Origin of the sequence: Kribbella qitaiheensis, assembly GCF_042657745.1 — a bacterium.
Lineage (GTDB): Bacteria > Actinomycetota > Actinomycetes > Propionibacteriales > Kribbellaceae > Kribbella > Kribbella qitaiheensis.
Genome location: NZ_JBHSKE010000005.1, coordinates 66889 through 82974 on the forward strand (window position 1 = coordinate 66889; position 16086 = coordinate 82974).

The 16086-nt window shown below is 69.6% G+C and carries 16 protein-coding genes; 6 read left to right on the top strand and 10 right to left on the bottom strand.

Features of this window, described 5'->3' with window-relative positions; translation table 11 throughout:
* Positions 1-6 precede the first annotated feature (6 nt).
* From ACFPJ1_RS03385 to ACFPJ1_RS03405, 5 genes are all read right to left on the bottom strand, one after another.
* Complete coding sequence (locus tag ACFPJ1_RS03385; protein ID WP_380101314.1) at positions 7-744, bottom strand: ABC transporter permease; 738 nt, start codon at positions 742-744, stop codon at positions 7-9.
* Positions 741-1469, bottom strand: coding sequence for an ABC transporter ATP-binding protein (locus ACFPJ1_RS03390; protein ID WP_380101315.1), 729 nt, complete (start codon positions 1467-1469; stop codon positions 741-743). The genes ACFPJ1_RS03385 and ACFPJ1_RS03390 overlap by 4 nt, the downstream gene beginning before the upstream one ends.
* Before the next feature lie 65 nt (positions 1470-1534).
* Positions 1535-2119, bottom strand: a complete 585-nt coding sequence (locus tag ACFPJ1_RS03395) for a TetR/AcrR family transcriptional regulator (protein ID WP_380101316.1) — start codon at positions 2117-2119, stop codon at positions 1535-1537.
* Complete coding sequence (locus tag ACFPJ1_RS03400; RefSeq protein ID WP_380101317.1) at positions 2116-2982, bottom strand: sugar phosphate isomerase/epimerase family protein; 867 nt, start codon at positions 2980-2982, stop codon at positions 2116-2118. The genes ACFPJ1_RS03395 and ACFPJ1_RS03400 overlap by 4 nt, the downstream gene beginning before the upstream one ends.
* A 62-nt stretch (positions 2983-3044) precedes the next feature.
* Complete coding sequence (locus tag ACFPJ1_RS03405) at positions 3045-3977, bottom strand: Ppx/GppA family phosphatase (protein WP_380101318.1); 933 nt, start codon at positions 3975-3977, stop codon at positions 3045-3047.
* 157 nt (positions 3978-4134) lie between these two features.
* Between ACFPJ1_RS03405 and ACFPJ1_RS03410 the strand changes: the two genes are divergently transcribed.
* The 3 genes from ACFPJ1_RS03410 (at position 4135) to ACFPJ1_RS03420 (ending at position 6055) form a co-directional block, all read left to right on the top strand.
* On the top strand, positions 4135-4875 hold the full coding sequence (locus ACFPJ1_RS03410; protein WP_380101319.1) for a DUF3109 family protein: 741 nt from the start codon (positions 4135-4137) through the stop codon (positions 4873-4875).
* Positions 4876-4970: 95 nt separating this feature from the next.
* A complete protein-coding gene (locus ACFPJ1_RS03415) occupies positions 4971-5603 on the top strand; it encodes a VOC family protein (protein ID WP_380101320.1) in 633 nt (210 codons plus the stop codon).
* On the top strand, positions 5600-6055 hold the full coding sequence (locus ACFPJ1_RS03420; protein ID WP_380101321.1) for a hypothetical protein: 456 nt from the start codon (positions 5600-5602) through the stop codon (positions 6053-6055). Before ACFPJ1_RS03415 ends, ACFPJ1_RS03420 begins: the two co-directional genes overlap by 4 nt.
* Before the next feature lie 27 nt (positions 6056-6082).
* On the opposite strand, the gene ACFPJ1_RS03425 is transcribed toward ACFPJ1_RS03420, so the two are convergent.
* Together ACFPJ1_RS03425 and ACFPJ1_RS03430 are read right to left on the bottom strand one after the other, a co-directional pair.
* A complete protein-coding gene (locus ACFPJ1_RS03425; protein ID WP_380101322.1) occupies positions 6083-6751 on the bottom strand; it encodes a response regulator transcription factor in 669 nt (222 codons plus the stop codon).
* Positions 6748-7551 carry a sensor histidine kinase gene (locus tag ACFPJ1_RS03430; protein ID WP_380101323.1) on the bottom strand — a complete coding sequence of 268 codons (804 nt, stop codon included), beginning with the start codon at positions 7549-7551 and terminating at the stop codon, positions 6748-6750. The genes ACFPJ1_RS03425 and ACFPJ1_RS03430 overlap by 4 nt, the downstream gene beginning before the upstream one ends.
* Positions 7552-7688: 137 nt before the next feature.
* On the opposite strand from ACFPJ1_RS03430, the gene ACFPJ1_RS03435 reads away from it, so the two are divergent.
* Together ACFPJ1_RS03435 and ACFPJ1_RS03440 are read left to right on the top strand one after the other, a co-directional pair.
* Entirely contained in the window at positions 7689-8396 is a 708-nt protein-coding gene (locus ACFPJ1_RS03435) for an ABC transporter ATP-binding protein (RefSeq protein WP_380101324.1), read from the top strand.
* Positions 8393-10729 (top strand): ABC transporter permease, encoded by a 2337-nt coding sequence (locus ACFPJ1_RS03440; RefSeq protein ID WP_380101325.1) that lies wholly within the window; start codon positions 8393-8395, stop codon positions 10727-10729. Before ACFPJ1_RS03435 ends, ACFPJ1_RS03440 begins: the two co-directional genes overlap by 4 nt.
* A gap of 36 nt (positions 10730-10765) precedes the next feature.
* On the opposite strand, the gene ACFPJ1_RS03445 is transcribed toward ACFPJ1_RS03440, so the two are convergent.
* Positions 10766-12202: a WS/DGAT/MGAT family O-acyltransferase gene (locus ACFPJ1_RS03445; RefSeq protein WP_380101326.1), complete on the bottom strand. Its 1437-nt coding sequence runs from the start codon at positions 12200-12202 to the stop codon at positions 10766-10768.
* Between the two features lie 107 nt (positions 12203-12309).
* Complete coding sequence (locus ACFPJ1_RS03450; RefSeq protein ID WP_380101327.1) at positions 12310-13737, bottom strand: beta-N-acetylhexosaminidase; 1428 nt, start codon at positions 13735-13737, stop codon at positions 12310-12312.
* A gap of 182 nt (positions 13738-13919) precedes the next feature.
* Here ACFPJ1_RS03450 and ACFPJ1_RS03455 point away from each other — a divergent pair, with 182 nt between their 5' ends.
* Complete coding sequence (locus tag ACFPJ1_RS03455; RefSeq protein WP_380101329.1) at positions 13920-15176, top strand: MFS transporter; 1257 nt, start codon at positions 13920-13922, stop codon at positions 15174-15176.
* Here the strand turns inward: ACFPJ1_RS03455 and ACFPJ1_RS03460 are convergent.
* On the bottom strand, positions 15164-16030 hold the full coding sequence (locus ACFPJ1_RS03460; protein WP_380101331.1) for a GNAT family N-acetyltransferase: 867 nt from the start codon (positions 16028-16030) through the stop codon (positions 15164-15166). The genes ACFPJ1_RS03455 and ACFPJ1_RS03460 overlap by 13 nt on opposite strands.
* Positions 16031-16086: the final 56 nt, after the last annotated feature.

A 16086-nucleotide genomic window follows, 5' to 3' on the forward strand; every position in this document is an offset into this window, starting at 1 on the left:
CGCCGATCAAGCAGTACGACGTTTGAGGGTAGCCGCGCCGAGGGCCAGCGCCGCCAGGATGAACGCGAGCACGACCAGGGCATCGGCGCCGGCGCCACTGCCGAATCCGTTGCCCTGGGCAACTCCGGCAACCGCGTCCACGGCGTACGAGAGTGGCAGCACGTCGCTGACCGCCCGCAGTACGTCGGGGAGGTCGTCGCGCGGCACGAGGAGTCCGCACAGCAGGATCTGCGGGATCATCACCGCCGGCATCATCTGGACGGCCTGGAACTCGGTCGCGGCGAAGGCGCTCGCGAACAGGCCCAGCGCAGTACCGAGAACGCCGTCGAGGACTGCCACCACACCGAGTTGCCAGGGGGCGCCCTGGATGTCGAGGTCGAGCGCGTAGAGCGAGATCGAGACCACCACGATCGCCTGGACCACGGCAATCAGCGCGAAGGCCAGTGCGTAGCCGAGCAGGAAGTCGAGCTTGGCCATCGGCATGGTGAACAGCCGGGACAGGGTGCCGCTGGAGCGTTCGCGCAGCGTCGCCACCGAGGTGACGATGAACATGATGATCGCGGGGAACACCGCCAGCAGCGGTCCGCCGATCCGGTCGAAGGTGCTCGGCGACCCCTGGAACATCCACCACATGAGGGTGACCAGCAGTGCCGGGAGCACGATCAGCATGGCCACGGTTCGGTGGTCCCGGCGCAGTTGCGCCAGCACCCGGGCCGCCACGGCCAAGGTCACTCGCGGGGTCATCGCGCACCTGCCTTCTGGTCGATCAGAGTGAGGAAGGCCTGCTCGAGGTCGGTGGTGCCGGCCGACTCCAGCAGTACCTGCGGGGTCTCGTCGGCGAGCAGGTCGCCGTCGCGCATCAGCAGCAGCCGGTCGCACCTGCTCGCCTCGTCCATCACGTGGCTGGACACGAGCAGCGTGGCGCCGTCGTCCGCGAGCCGGTGGAACAACTCCCACAGGTCGCGTCTCAACACGGGATCCAGGCCGACCGTGGGTTCGTCGAGGACGAGCAGTTCGGGGTTGCCGAGCAGGGCGGCCGCGAGCGAGGCCCGGGATCGCTGGCCGCCGGACAACTGGTCCACCCGCGCGTCCGCGTGGCTGCGCAGGTCGACTGCGTCGATCACCCGACCAACGTCGTCCGACCCGACCCCTAGTACCGCGGCGAAGAAGCGCAGGTTCTCGGTCACGGTGAGGTCGCCGTACACGCTCGGCTCCTGCGTGACGTAGCCGATCCGGCCGCGCAGCTTGGGCGCGCCGGCGGGCAGCCCGAGCACCTCGACCTGCCCGGTGACCTTGGCCTGCAGGCCCACGATCGCCCGGATCAACGTCGTCTTGCCGCACCCCGACGGCCCCAGTAGCCCCGTCACCGACCCGCCGCGGAGATCGAACCCGACCCCGTGCAGGACCTCCCGCTCCCCACGCACCACCACGACATCCCGGCACACCACTGCCGTCGCGTTTTTCATCATGTGATGAATTTAGCGCGCAGCACTTCCGCTGGCAACACCTCAGATCGATCAGGAGTCCGCTGGGATCAGGCGGTGAGGTAGTGCTGGATGGCGGGGGCCATCAGGTCGATGAGGGTGGGGACGTCGGCGGAGGCGATGGGGTCGAGCTCGACGAGGTAGCGCGTCAGGGCCATGCCGAGCAGTTGGCTGGACACCAGGCAGACGCGGAGTTCGGCGTCGGGGACCTCCAGGACCTGCGAGATCGGCTGGATGATCATCTGGGTGATGCCTTCGCGCATCATCCGGGCGACCTCGTCGCTGCTGACCACGCTGCGCAGGATCGCCTTCATCCGTTGCTGGCCGTCGTGGGATTCCCAGACGCCGAGGAAGACGGTGATGATGCGGCGGCCGAGCTCGTCGCGCGGGCCGTCGAGGATGGTCGCGGCCACCTGGCGCGGGTCGATCGGGAGCGCCATCGACTCGATGAACAACTCGTCCTTGCCACCGAAGTAGTGGTGGACCAGCGCCGCGTCGACGCCGGCCTCCCGGGCGACCGCCCGGAGCGAGGTCGCCGCGAACCCCTTGCCGGCAAAGGATTCTCGGGCCGCGGCGAGGATCTCGCCGCGCGTGTCGGGACCACCCGGGCGGCGTCCCGGCGTACGGGCCGTCACGGGCCGAGCACCGACACCTCGCCGTCGCTGGTCACGGCGAAGGCCGACCGCGGGGACGAGACGGCATCGGTGGTCCGGACGAAGTGCTTGCGGGTGAAGTCCAGCGACTCGATCAGGTCCACCTCGCGCTCGGACCGGCTGGTCGCGCGGCGGGTGTTGATCTCGAGGATGATGTGGCCGCGGAAGTCGTTGTTCGCCAGGCCCTGCAGCAGGTCGGCCGCCCGCTGTGTACCGCGACCGGGGACCAGGTGCTCGTCCTTGGCCGAGCCCGTGCCGTCGGTCAGGTGCACATGCTTGAGGGTGGACCCCATCGTCGCGGCGAGGTCGACGCAGTCCTGCTCCGCGGTGGACGCGTGCGACAGATCGAGCGTGGTGTGCGCGTAGCTCTGCTCGGTCGGGTCCCAGCTCGGCGCGTACGCCTGCAGGCCCTTGCCCGGCGCTCGCCACGGGTACATGTTCTCGACCGCGAAGATGATCCCGGTCTCCACCTCCAGCCGCGCGATCCCCTCGACGAAGCCGCGCGCGTAGTCACGCTGCCAGCGGAACGGCGGGTGCACCACGACCACGTCGGCGCCGAGCTCCTTGGCCGCCTCGGCACTGCGCTCGAGCTTGCCCCACGGGTCGGTGCCCCAGACCCGCTGGGTGATCAGCAGACAGGGCGCGTGGATCGCCAGCACGGGGAGCTGGTGGTAGTCGACCAGCCGCTGGACAGCGTCGATCTGGGTGCTCAGCGGGTCGATCCCCACCATCAGCTCGACGCCGTCGTACCCCAGCCGGGCCGCCAGCTCGAAACAACTGGCGGTGGACTCGGGGTAGACCGAAGCGTTGGAGAGGCCGATCTTTGCGGTGTCGCGGGGGGTCATCTGCTGGTGCCTTCGCACTTCGTCATCGGGATGGCGACCGGGTCACAAGGGTGCGACCGGAGTCATCGGGGTTGCAACTGGTCGAGGCGGGACAGGATCACGCCTTCGCGCAAAGCCCACGGGCAGACCTCGAGCGAGGCCAGGTCGAACAGGTCCATCACGGCGTCGGCCACCAGGGCGCCGGCGACCAGCTGGGAGGCGCGGCCCGCGGAGACACCGGGCAGATCGGCCCGCTCGGCCGCCGTCATCTTGAGCAGCTTCGGCATCTTCTCGGTCAGATCGTCGCGGCGCAACGCCCGCGGCACGTACGGGCCGTCCTCGGACGGCGCCGCCCCGCAGATTCTGGCCAGCGACCGGAACGTCTTGCTGGTGGCAACCGACCGCTGCGGCTTGCCGGCCCGCAGTACGTCGCCCGCCACCGCCGCCATCTCGATCCGGATCCGGCGACGCAGGGCGCGGACCTCGTCGCGGTCCGGCGGGTCCTGGGTCAGCGACTCCCGGGTGAGCCGGCCCGCGCCGAGCGGGACGGACACGGCGACCGTCGGTTCCTCGTCCGACCCGGCCGCGATCTCCAGCGACCCACCTCCTATGTCGAACACGGCCAGCCGCCCGGACGACCAGCCGAACCAACGGCGGACGGCGAGGAACGTCAGGCGGGCCTCGTCCTGCCCGGTGAGCACGTTGAGGTCGATCCCGGTCTCCTTGCGGACGCGCTCCAGCACCTTCTCGCCGTTCGGGGCCTCGCGCAGCGCGGAGGTGGCGAAGGCGTGCACCGTCTGGCAGCCCTTGTCCTCGGCCAGCTCGGCCGCCTCCTTGACGAAGGAGACCAGCCCGTCGGCGCCGGACTTCGCGATCGTGCCGTCCAGTTCGAGGTGCTCGGCGAGCCTCAGCTCGGTCTTGTGCGAGTACGCCGGCAGCGGGGCGGCACCACGGTGTGCGTCCACCACGAGGAGGTGGACGGTGTTGGATCCCACGTCGAGTACGCCGAGCCGCATGCCCTCCACGCTACTGGACTCCTGGTGTTCACCTTGCCCGCCCGCGGTGGTCTTCCCGCAGATTTGATCCCGTCGCGCCGATCGGCAACCTCCCGGCAACCCACGCAGTACCGGCGGGGATGACCGCGTATCGCCGCGAACGACGTACGCTTTCCCGGTGCCTGAGGTCTCACTTGATTTCCCCCGTGCCTACGTCGAGTTCGTCGACCCCGCCGACGCCGACCAGGTGTTCCGCTGCGACCTGACCTGGCTGACGTCCAACTGGACGTGCATCTTCGGCGGCGGCTGCAAGGGCATCTACAAGGGCCGCCCGAACGACGGGTGCTGCACCCTCGGCGCGCACTTCTCCGACGCCGACGACGAGGCCCGGGTGAAGAAGTACGTCAAGCAGCTGACCAGCGACGACTGGCAGTACCGCAAGGAGGGCAAGAAGAACGGCTGGGTCGAGACCGACGACGAGGGCGACCGCAAGACCCGCGTCTTCGAGGGCGCCTGCATCTTCCTGAACCGGCCGGACTTCGCCGGCGGCGGTGGCTGCGCGCTGCACGGGCTGGCGCTGAAGCAGGGCGTGCACTTCGTCGAGACCAAGCCGGACGTCTGCTGGCAACTCCCGATCCGCCGGACCTTCCGCGAGGTCGAGCGCCCGGACGGTACGTCGTACACGGAGGTCGGCATCGGTGAGTACGACCGGCGCGGCTGGGGCCCGGGCGGTCACGACCTCGACTGGTATTGCACCGGGAACACCGAGGCGCACATCGCGGTCGAGGCGGTCTTCGAGTCGAGCAAGGTCGAACTGCAGACCCTGATGGGCGAGAAGGCGTACGACGTCCTGGCCGACCTCTGCCGCCAACACCTGGCCGCCGCCAAGCCCTTGCTCCCCCACCCAGCCTCCAAGTAACCGGGTGCGCCGGGGGTTCCGTTTGCAGGTAAGGGTTGCCTTGGTTTGACACCCCGGATCTGCGGGGCCGGCCGGGAGCCGACACAATGTTTCGCATGCGCTTGGATCACTTGTCATATGCCGCCGGGCCGGACGGGTATCAGGCGACCGTCGAACGGCTCTCCGCGGTACTCGGGGCCGAGTTCGTCGACGGCGGGGTGCACCCGCGCTTCGGCACGGTGAACCACGTCCTGCCGCTGGAGAACGACCGCTACATCGAGGTCGTCGACGTGCTGGACCACCCGTCCTCGGACAAGGCGCCGTTCGGCCAGGCCGTCCGCGCCCGCAAGCAACTGGGCGGCGGCTGGCTCGGCTGGGTGGTCGCGGTCCGCGACATGGAGCGGATGGAGAAGCGCCTCGGCCGCGACGCCGTCCCGGGTAACCGGCACCGGCCGGACGGGGTCAACCTCACCTGGCGGCAGATCGGCGTCAAGGGCCTGATCGCGGACCCGCAACTCCCCTTCTTCATCCACTGGGACGACCTGACCCAACACCCGTCGAACGGCGGCAAGGGCGTCAAGCTGACCGGGCTGGAGATCGCCGGCGACCCGGGCCGGGTGACCGACTGGATCGGCCACCCGGCCGACCACCTGCTCGACGACCTCGACGTCGCCTGGGTCGGACCGAACGGCCAGCCCGGCCTGGTCGCCGCCGTCTTCCAGACCCCGCAGGGCATCGTCCGGTTGTGACCTCGTCGCAGATCCTCGCGGTCTCCGGGATCCTGACCGGCGATCGCTCGCGGACCCGCGACCTGATCTCGTACGCCGTGTCGCTGGCCGGCGCGTCCGGCCCGGCGAGGTTCTGCTTCATCCCGACCGCCGAGGGCGACAACCAGCTGGTGGTCCAGTGGTTCGAGGATGCCTTCAGCAACGGTCTCGGCTGGCTGCCATGGAGCAACGGCGTGCACGACGACCTCGGCGACCAGCCACGGCGTACGGCGTACCGGCAGTTGGTTGCCTCGGGCGCTCTTCCCGGCGGCTACGCGACCGAGGACGGCGTCGGCCTGCACTACGTCGATGGCGCCCTGCATGAAGCGGTCTCCGTCCTCCCCGACGCCCGCGCCTGGAAGGTCGACCCGGACGGCTCGGGCGGCTTCCGCGAAACCGAGATCGTGCCGCGGTACCTAGTACGACTGCTGTAGTACTAGACCGCCACGGCCGGTAGTCGATCAGCTCCGTTCAGGCGTGACCAGGCCGGTTTCGTAGGCGAGGACGACAGCTTGGGCCCGGTCACGGAGTGACAGTTTGGCGAAGATCCGGGCAACGTGGGTCTTCACCGTCGCTTCGCTGAGAGTCAGCTCCGTGGCGAGCTCCGCGTTGGACAGGCCACGGCCCATCAGGGTGAGGACTTCGAGTTCCCGCGGCGTCAGTGCGGTGAGGTCGCGGTGGATCGCGGGCTGCGACGGCACGTGCTCCGACACCGCGAACCGTTCGACCAGGCGGCGGGTGATGGAGGGAGCGAGCAGCGCGTCACCGGTGTTGACCAGGCGGACCGCGTTGGCGAGGTGTTCGGGTGTGACGTCCTTCAGCAGGAACCCGCTGGCCCCCGCGGCCAAAGCGGCGTACACATAGCGATCCAGGTCGAACGTGGTGAGCATCAGGACGCGGCAGTCCGGCGCCTCGGCGAGGATGCGCCGGGTGGCTTCCAGGCCGTCCATGGTCGGCATCCGGATGTCCATCAGTACGACGTCCGGTCGCAGCCGGCGTACCGCCTCGACCGCCTCAGCGCCATCGGCGGCTTCACCGACCACCTCGATGCCGCGCGCGGTCAGGATCATCCGGAACCCGATCCGCACCAGCGCCTGGTCGTCCGCGATCACGACCCGCGGTTGCGTCATGGGCGTTCCAGCGGAATCTTGGCCCGGACCCGGAACCCGCCGCCGATTCTCCGCCTGGCGTCGAGGTCGCCGCCGTACACCGCCACCCGCTGTCTCAACCCGAGCAGCCCTCGGCCGTCGGAGTCGTTCCTGGCCTGAGCCGGACGCCCGCCGGACAGAACACTCGGCCCGGTGTTCAGCACCTCGACGCGCAGCGCGTGGTCGGCGTATCGCACCGTCACCTCCGCCTTCACGCCGTCGCCGTGCTTCAGCGCATTGGTCAGCGCCTCTTGGATGATCCGGTACCCCGTGACGTCGACCCCCGCGGGAAGCGGTCGCGGCTCGCCCGAGATGCGGACCTCGACCGGCAGGCCGGCAAACGCGATCCGGTCGATCAGCGGGCTCAACCTGCTCAGACTGGGTTGCGGCGACAGCTGTTCGTCGTCCTGGCCGTCGGACGACGGGGCGAGCAGCCCGAGCAGGTGCCGGAGCTCGGTCATCGTGTCGCGTCCGGCCGCCTCGACCGCGAGCAGCGCCGCCTCGGCATCGGCCGGATCCGTCGCGAGTACATGCCGGGCCGCGCCGGCCTGGATCACCATGACGCTCACGTTGTGGCTGACGATGTCGTGCAGGTCCTGGGCGATCCTGGCCCGCTCGGCGTCGACCGCGTTCTGCGCGGCGCTCTCCCGTTCCCGTTCCAGCAGCCAGCCGCGTTCCTCGAACGCTCTGGCGTGAGCCCGCCTGGCCCGGACGAGTGCGACCGCCAGCAGCACGGCGGCGAGCAGGGCCACCACCGCGATCGGCAGCCAGATCGTGAACACATGGACCACTGTCCCAAGGCGCGCCGGTTTCCGCATCCTCCGCAGGTGGCACGCCGTACATCTCCGGGATGACAGGGCGGGAACGTTACCTCCGCAGACTGACGTCCGGCGAGCGCGGCTGCGCCTAGCTTGAACGCATGACGGATGACGAAGGCAACGGACAGGCAGTCGTTCAGCTCAGCCGGGTGCGCAAGGAGTACGGCGAATCCGTCGCGTTGGACGGGGTGTCGCTGGAGATCCACGCCGGCGAGGCGGTGGCAGTGATGGGGCCGTCCGGCAGCGGCAAGTCCACGCTGCTCAGCATGGTCGCGGGACTGGACCGACCGACCTCGGGGTCCGTCGTGGTGCACGGCGAGGACCTGGGCACGCTCAACGAGAAGGGCCTGGCGCTCTACCGCCGTCGCCGGATCGGCATGATCTTTCAGTTCTTCAACCTGCTCGACGATCTGTCGGCGCTCGACAATGTCGCACTGGCCGCGCAGCTGACCGGCACCTCGGCATCGCACGCCCGCAAGCGCGCGCTCGAACTCTTCGAAGAGCTCGGCATCGCGGGCCGCCAGAACACGTACCCGGCCCAGCTGAGCGGTGGCGAGCGGCAACGTGTCGCGGTCGCCAGGGCGCTGATGAACCGCCCGGCGGTGCTGCTGGCCGACGAGCCGACCGGCGCGTTGGACACGCGCGCCGGCGAGCAGGTGATGGATCTGCTGCTCGACCTCAACCAGATCGGCCAAACGCTGCTGCTGGTGACACACGACCAGCAGCTCGCGACTCGGTGCGCCAGCCGCCTGATCGAGGTCGTCGACGGACAGGTCGCCGGCGAGCGCAGTCTGGAGCGTACGGCGTGAGCGCCGTCTGGACGGTGTCGCGAGCAGCGGTACGGCGCCGCAGGCTCCAGACGCTCGTGATCGGTGTCGTCGTCGCACTGTCCACCACGATGATCGTGGTGGCACTCGGACTCCTGGCCGCCTCGACAGGTCCCTTCGACCAGGCGTACTCGCGGCAAAGCGGTGCACACCTCGTGGCGTCGTACGACCGGACCAAGGTCTCGGACAGCCGGCTCACCGCAGCTGCACGAACCGCTGAGGCCTCGGCAGGCCCGTTCGGTATCGCCACCCTCGACCTGAACGTTGGCGGACCTCCGCTGTCACTTGTGGTGGTAGGCCGCGGGGACGCCGGCGGGCCGGTCGACCGCCTCAACGTGTGGGAAGGCCGCTGGCCGGACAAGCCGGGCGAGATCGTGCTCAACCGGAACCCGGTCACCTCCAGTCGCGGACGCGGCGCGCCGGCTGTGGGGAACCAGCTCACCGTGCCTGGTGGTCCCACTCTGACCGTCGTCGGATTCGCGTACAGCGTGAGCGAGTCGGCCGACGCGTGGGTGACGCCTGAGCAGATGACCGCGTTGAAGCCGACCGCCAGTCAGATGCTCTACCGCTTCACTCAGTCGGCGACCAACGCGCAGGTCGCGGCAGGCGAGTCCGCGGTGACGGCCGGATTGCCGTCGGGCGCGCTGCTCGGCACGCAGTCGTACCTGGTTCTGAGGGCGGTTGCCACCGGCGAACCGAACACGTTCGTGCCGTTCCTGCTGGTGTTCGGTTGGCTCGGGCTGGCGGTCGCCGTACTCATCGTCGCCAACGTGGTCAGTGGTGCGGTGGTGGCCGGGTTCCGGCATATCGGCGTACTCAAGGCCCTGGGCTTCACGCCCACGCAGGTGATGGCGGTCTATCTCGCGATGATCTCCATTCCGGCGATCGTCGGTTGTGCGCTCGGGGTTGTCCTCGGCAACGTTCTCGCGGAGTCCTTACTGACAAGGGCTTTCGAGAACTACGGCGCCGAGGGAGTCGGCGTACCCGTCTGGGTGGACATGGCGGCGCTGGTCGGCGTACCGCTGCTGGTCGCGCTGTCCGCGCTTGTGCCTTCGCTGCGAGCCCGCAGTCTGTCGGCCGCCGAGGCGATCAGTGCGGGCAGCGCGCCCCGGGCCGGTCGTGGTCTGCGCGCTCAGCGTTGGCTCAGCGGCACGCGGCTGCCGCGGTCAGTGAGCCTTGGCCTCGGACTGCCGTTCGCCCGTCCGGCGCGCACCGCCCTGACGCTGGCAGCCGTCGTACTCGGCGTGACGAGTGTGACGCTGGCAGTGGGTCTCGGGGAGTCGTTGACCACCTACCAGACGGCCGCGAGCCGCGCCGGCGCCGTCGACCTGACGATGTTCGGTGGGAGGGCGGAGAACGGTTCGCGGCTGGTTCCGGAGGGTGTTTCGCCGGCAGGACCCGTCGCAAAGTTGAGTGACTCCGCAGATGAGGCACTGCTGCGGTCGTCGGCGGGTGCGCTCTATGTGACGGCTAGCCATGATCTCCCGATGCGGTTGGCCGGGACGAAGCAGGACCTGCGGGTCACCTTCTATCGCGGAGACTCGAACCAGCTCGGCTATCGGGTGCTGGAGGGGCGCTGGCCCGACGGACCGGGGCAGGTGGCCGTGTCCGAACGGTTCCTGCGGCAACGGGGCGTCGCGGTCGGCGACACGATCGCGCTGCAGTCCGGCGGCAAGAGCACGCAGGTGCGGATCGTTGCCAAGGTGCTGTACAACTCGGGCGAAGAGGTGCTGTCGAACTGGGAGACGCTCGCGCTCGTCGCGCCTGGCACCGAGGCGACCACCTACGAGGTCCAGCTCAAGCCGGGCACAGACATCGATGCGTATGTCAAAGCCGTCCAGGCCGGCGACTCCGGCCTCGAGGAGGTACCGGGACAGGATCCAGGCCCGTTCATCGCAATCGTGCTGGCGACCGTCATCCTGCTCACCCTGATGCTCGGGACCGTGGCCGCACTCGGCGTCTTCAACACCGTCGTCCTCAACACCCGCGAACGCCGGCGCGACCTGGGCATGCTCAAGTCGATCGGCATGACGCCGGCCCAGGTCACGCTGATGGTGGTGACCTCCATGGCCGCGCTCGGCGCCGTCGGCGGCCTGCTCGGCATCCCGATCGGCATCATCGCCCACCGCCTGGTCGTCCCCGCGATGGCCAACGGCGCCCAGGTCGAGATCCCCGACTTCATGCTCGACGTCTATCCTTTGGGCCTACTCGCCCTCCTGGTCCTGGCCGGCATCGTCATCGCCGCTCTGGGCGCCTTCCTCCCAGCGCGCTCCGCCGCCAGAGCCACCATCGCCGAAGTCCTCCACAACGAGTGACTGCAGGTCGACGTTGGTAGGAGTCCGGGTGCCGTACTAGAGAGTCTCCAGCTCGGCGAGGGATGTCTCCAGGTGGGCCAGGAGGCGTTGCAGGTGGGGCACTGTGGTGCGGCAGCCGGTGAGGCCGAAGTGCAGTTGGTGGTCGTAGCTGGTGACGCTGATGTTGAGGGCCTGGCCGTTCAGGACGATCGACGCCGGGTACATCCCGAGCAGCCGCGACCGGTTCCAGTACAGCGGGCTCTCGACCGGTCCGGGGATGTTGGAGATCACCACGTTGTACGGCGGGGTGGCGCGGCCGGCCAGTCCCGGGATCACCGCGGCGGGTCCCGCCGAGGCGAGGCCGAGTGCTCCGAGCATCAGGTTCTGAAGGGGTGTCAGCTCAGACAGCACTCCCTTGCCGTAGGTGGTCGAGTCCATGATGCGGCGGATCCGGCGCTCGGGGTCTCCCTCGTCGGTGGCGAGATCCGCGATCAGTGTCGCGAGGGAGTTGCCACCGCCCGGCGCCTCCTTGTCGGTACCGCGCAGCGAGACCGGCACCATCGCCGTCAACCCCTTGTCCGGCAGGGCGTCGAGGTCCAGCAGGTAGTTGCGCAGGGCACCTGAACACATCGCCAGCATCACGTCGTTGAGAGTGGCGCCGGTGATCGCGCGGACCTTCTCGAGTCGCTCCATCGGCCAGGACTGCGCGGCGAACCGCCGGGCCCCGGTGATCGGCTGGTTGAAGATCGTCTGCGGGGCTTGGAACGCCACTGACGAGTGGTCGTGCTGCAGCGCTCGCAGAGCACCCCGCAGACCGACCGGCGACAACCCGGCCAGATTCGCCAGCACCCGTCCGGCACCACCCGCGGTCCGCCCGGCCGCCGCGACCAGTGCGGCCGGGGAGAATCCAGCGGCCGCACTCGCCGACGTGAGCCCGGTCGCCACGGTCTCCTGCTCGGGCAACGCGTACGGGGCCGGCATACCGGTCCGGGTCGGATCCGGGCTGAGCATCTGCTGCATCCACCGGAGCGCGGTGACGCCGTCGAGCATCGAGTGGTGGATCTTGGTGTAGACCGCGAACCGGCGGCCCTGCACGCCCTCGATCAACTGCATCTCCCACAACGGCCGGCGCCGGTCGAGCAGCATGCCGTGCAACCTGCTGGTGAGCTCGAACAACTCCCTGTACCGCGCGGGCCGGGCCAGCCCGGACAGCCGGACGTGGTATTCGAGATCGATCTGCTGGTCCTGCCGCCAGGACCAGTAACCGAGGTCGAGCGGTCGGTTCCGGACCCGCCGGGTGAAGAGCGGGTTGACCGTCTGGTCCGCGACGATGTCCTGGTAGAGACGCGACACGTAGTCCCGCGTCCCGTCCGGGAACACCTGGTCGCGAGCGCCGTCCGGCAGCTCGAACAACATCAGCCCGCCGACATGCATCGGCTGCTCGCGCGTCTCCCCCAGCAAGAACATCGCATCCAGCGGCCCCACCGCGCTCATCAGCCCTCCGCTCCCAAGATGCCCTCTGCAAGCTATGACTTAACTGTCGAGACAGCAAACGGCGGGGGCACCTCCTGTCTGGAGGCACCCCCGCCGTTGCGTGGTCGTCAGTCCAGCGGGCGGTAGTTCAGGCCGAGGGACTCGATCCGGGTGAGATGGGGGCGCAGCCGGGTGAGGAAGTCGTCGTACGACGTCTTCGGGGAGCCCCAGGCGCGTTCGGCGAAGGCGCTGAGGCGGGGCAGCAGCATGTAGCCGACCTGGTCGGGGCCTTCCATGTACTCCGTCCACACCTGGCACTGGGTGCCGACGATGCGGGCCTGCTCCTCGGCGGTCAGGCCGGGCGGGATCACCTCGAAGTCGTACACCTTCTCCAGCGGGGTGAAGTGGCCGATCGCCAGCGGCTCGGTCTCCGGGTCGCCCTGGTAGTAGTCGAAGTACACCGACTGGTTCGGCGCCATCACCACGTCGTGGCCGGCCTTGGCCGCCACCTCGCCGCGGTCGGGGCCACGCCAGGCCATGATCACGGCGTCCTTCGGGCAGTCCGTCTCGACCATCTCGTCCCAGCCGACCAGCCGCCGGCCGTCCTCGGTGAGCACCGCCGAGACCTGCGCGGTGAACCAGCCCTGGAGTTGCCCGGCGTCGGTCAGCCCGAGTTCGGCCTGTCGCGCCTGCGCCGCCTCCGCCGTACGCCACTGCACGTCCGGGCACTCATCGCCGCCGAGGTGGATGTACGGACCGGGGAAGATCTCCAGCACCTCGCGCAGGACCGTCCGGACGAACTCGACCGTCTCGTCGTTGACGTTCAGCACGTCGTCGCTGATGCCCCAGATCTGCCGTACGCCGAGCTGGGTGCCGGGGTTGTTGCCGAGCTCCGGGTACGCCGCGATCGCCGCCTGCATGTGACCCGGCAGGTCGATCTCGGGGACGACGGTGATCCCGCGCTCGGCGGCGTACCCGACGATCTCGCGCAGGTCGTCCTTGGTGTAGAAGCCGCCGTGCCGCGTCCCGTCGTACGTGAACTCGGTCTGGCCGTGCGACATCTTGCCGACCATGGTCTCCGGCCGCCAGGCGCCGACCTCGGTGAGCTTCGGATACGCGTCGATCTGCACCCGCCAGCCCTGGTCGTCGGTGAGGTGCAAGTGCAGCACGTTCATCCGGTGCAGCGCGATCGCGTCGATGACCCGGAGCACGAACACCTTCGGCATGAAGTGCCGTGCGACGTCGAGCATCATCCCGCGCCAGGCGAAGGCCGGCGCGTCCGCGATCCGCACCGCCGGTACGGCGACCGCCCCGTCCTCGGCCGGTACGGCGGAGTCCAGCAACTGCCGGTAGGTCTGCTCGGCGTGGCGGAGCGCGTCCTCGGAACCGGCGGACAGGCGCGCGCCCTCAGGCGTCACGTCGATCCGGTACTCGGTCTCGCCGAGGTTCTCCACCACGGTCCGGACGGCGTCTGCGGCCGGGTCCGCGGTGATCCACTGGCCTTCGTCGACGACCAGTTCTCGGGGGGCTGGGACGATCGCGATCTGTTCGGACATCCGGACTCCAGTCAGGGTCGATGCTGCCACGTCGGAGCGACCCTACCCGCGCGGACCACCGCGGGCACAGGTCAGGTCCACGCTCCGAACTGCGCACAATCCACCCGCAGGAGCACTGCCGAGCAGTTCTGCGGCGCGCTAAACCTGCTGCCGGGACGCCGCTCCGATGAGAAGGTGAGCGGGTGACCGCCGACTCCGCCCGCCCCACCGACGCAGTACCGACGACTGCCGCCGACCTGCAGCGCGGGACGCTGCGCGTGCTCGTGGTCAGCAATGTGCTCGGCGGGGTGGCCGTGGCCAGCGGGTTCGCCGTGGCCGGACTGCTCGCGGAGAACATCTCGGGGTCGACTTCGATGGCCGGGCTCGTCGCCACCTCGACGACGCTCGGGGCCGCGATGCTCGCAGTACCGCTGGCGCGCCTGGCCCGGTCGCAGGGGCGCCGGGTGTCGCTCACGATCGGCTATCTGATCGCGGTCGCCGGCGCGCTGCTCAGCATCGTCGCCGCGCAGATCGACTCGCTCGCCCTGCTGCTGCTCGCCGGCTGCCTGTTCGGCAGCGGCTCCGCCTCCAACCTCCAGGCCCGGTACGCCGCGACGGATGCGGCTGACCCCAAGCACGTCGCCAGGTCCCTCTCACTGGTGGTCTGGGCAACCACCATCGGTGTCGTGGTCGGGCCCAACCTCACCGGCGTCGGCGGCTCGGTCGGTACGTCGGTCGGCGTGATGGCACTCGCCGGGCCGTACATCTTCTCGGTGGTGGCCTTCACTCTCGCAGTGGCGGTCGTGTGGATGGGGCTGCGCCGGCTGCAGCAGGTGACCGTGCGGACCAAGGTGGAGCGCCAGCCGCTGGCAACAACCTTCCGGCGGGTGATGGTGATTCCCCAGGCCCGCTTGGGATTGCTGTCGATCGCCGCCGCGCACTCCGTGATGGTCGGGGTGATGTCGATGACCTCGGTGCACCTGCGGCACCACGGCGCTTCGCTGACGATCGTGGGATTCGTCATCAGCGCTCACGTGGCCGGCATGTACGCCCTGTCCCCGGTGATGGGCTGGCTGGCCGACCGGATCGGCCGCATCCCCACCATCGGCGTCGGCCTGGCCATCCTGGCGGGGGCGATGACATGCGCCGCGCTGGCTCCGGACGAGGCGCACAGCCTCACCGGGCTCGCACTGGTCCTCCTCGGCCTAGGCTGGTCCGCCTGCCTCGTAGCGGGTTCCACCTTGCTGTCCCGGTCCGTGCCTGAGGACATCCGCACCTCGGCGCAGGGGCTGTCGGACCTGACGATGGGTGTCTTCGCCTCCATCGCGGGCATCGCCGCCGGCCCGGTTCTCGCCCATCTCGGCTTCCACTGGCTCGCCGTGCTCTGCGGCATGTTGCTCATCCCGGTTGCGGTGCTGGCCGTGGCGACGCCGTCGAAGCCATTGCCTCAGGCAACGTAGAGCTTGGTCCGCGCGCCCGGCTTGAACCCGATGGACTGGTAGAGCGCCCGCGCGGAGGGGTAGCCGTCGTCGCCACGCGGGCAGACCCTGGCGTCGGTGCCACCGGCGTCGCGCAGGGCGTGCAGCGCGGCAAGGTTCACCGCCTGCCCCAACCCACGCCGCCTGTACTCCGGGGCGCAGCCGACCGGCTCCACCAGGCCGACGTTGTGCACCTCGTCGTGCCAGATCAGCGCACTGGCCGCGAAGTCGCCGTTCGGGGCCTCGACGACCCAGTCGAGCTCGGGCCGGTAGGGCCAGGTGCTCATCACCGCGGCGAAGTCCTCGTCGGTCACTTTCGACGGACCCCAGTCGGACCAGGCGGCTCGATGACCCGCCGCCCGCTTCTCCACCTCATCCGGTCGCACGTGCCGGAGGGTGAACCCGTCGGGCACCACCGGAGTACGGAGGTCGCTCAGCGACAGGTCGTGATGCGTGAAGAACGGGGCCTCGTCGTCCGGGTGGAACCCGGCGGCCTCCAACGCGGAGACGAGGTGGGTCTCGTCCTCGAGGACGCTGCAGCCTCCGTCGGGGGCGAGTGCCCGGTACCAGGCGATGACCTCGGCGGCGACCTCGGGCCGGACCGGATCGACGACGAGCAGGAGGTGGTCGGGCAACTCCGCCCAGCCCCAGCCGACCACCTGGCCTTCGTCCTCCCACAGCGCAGTACGCCAGGTGTCTCCGCGCCGGCCGACGTTCACGCTGCGCTCCCAAGCGACGTCGCCGATGTGCAGGCGCGACCGTGGACTCCAGGTCCGCTGCACCAGGTCCTGCATCAACCGGAGATCGTCGGGTCCCTCGTAGTCACGGCGTCGCACTCGAACCTCCGGGTCAGCGAATCAGGCGGCCAGCATTGCTGCTAGGGACTGAGTGC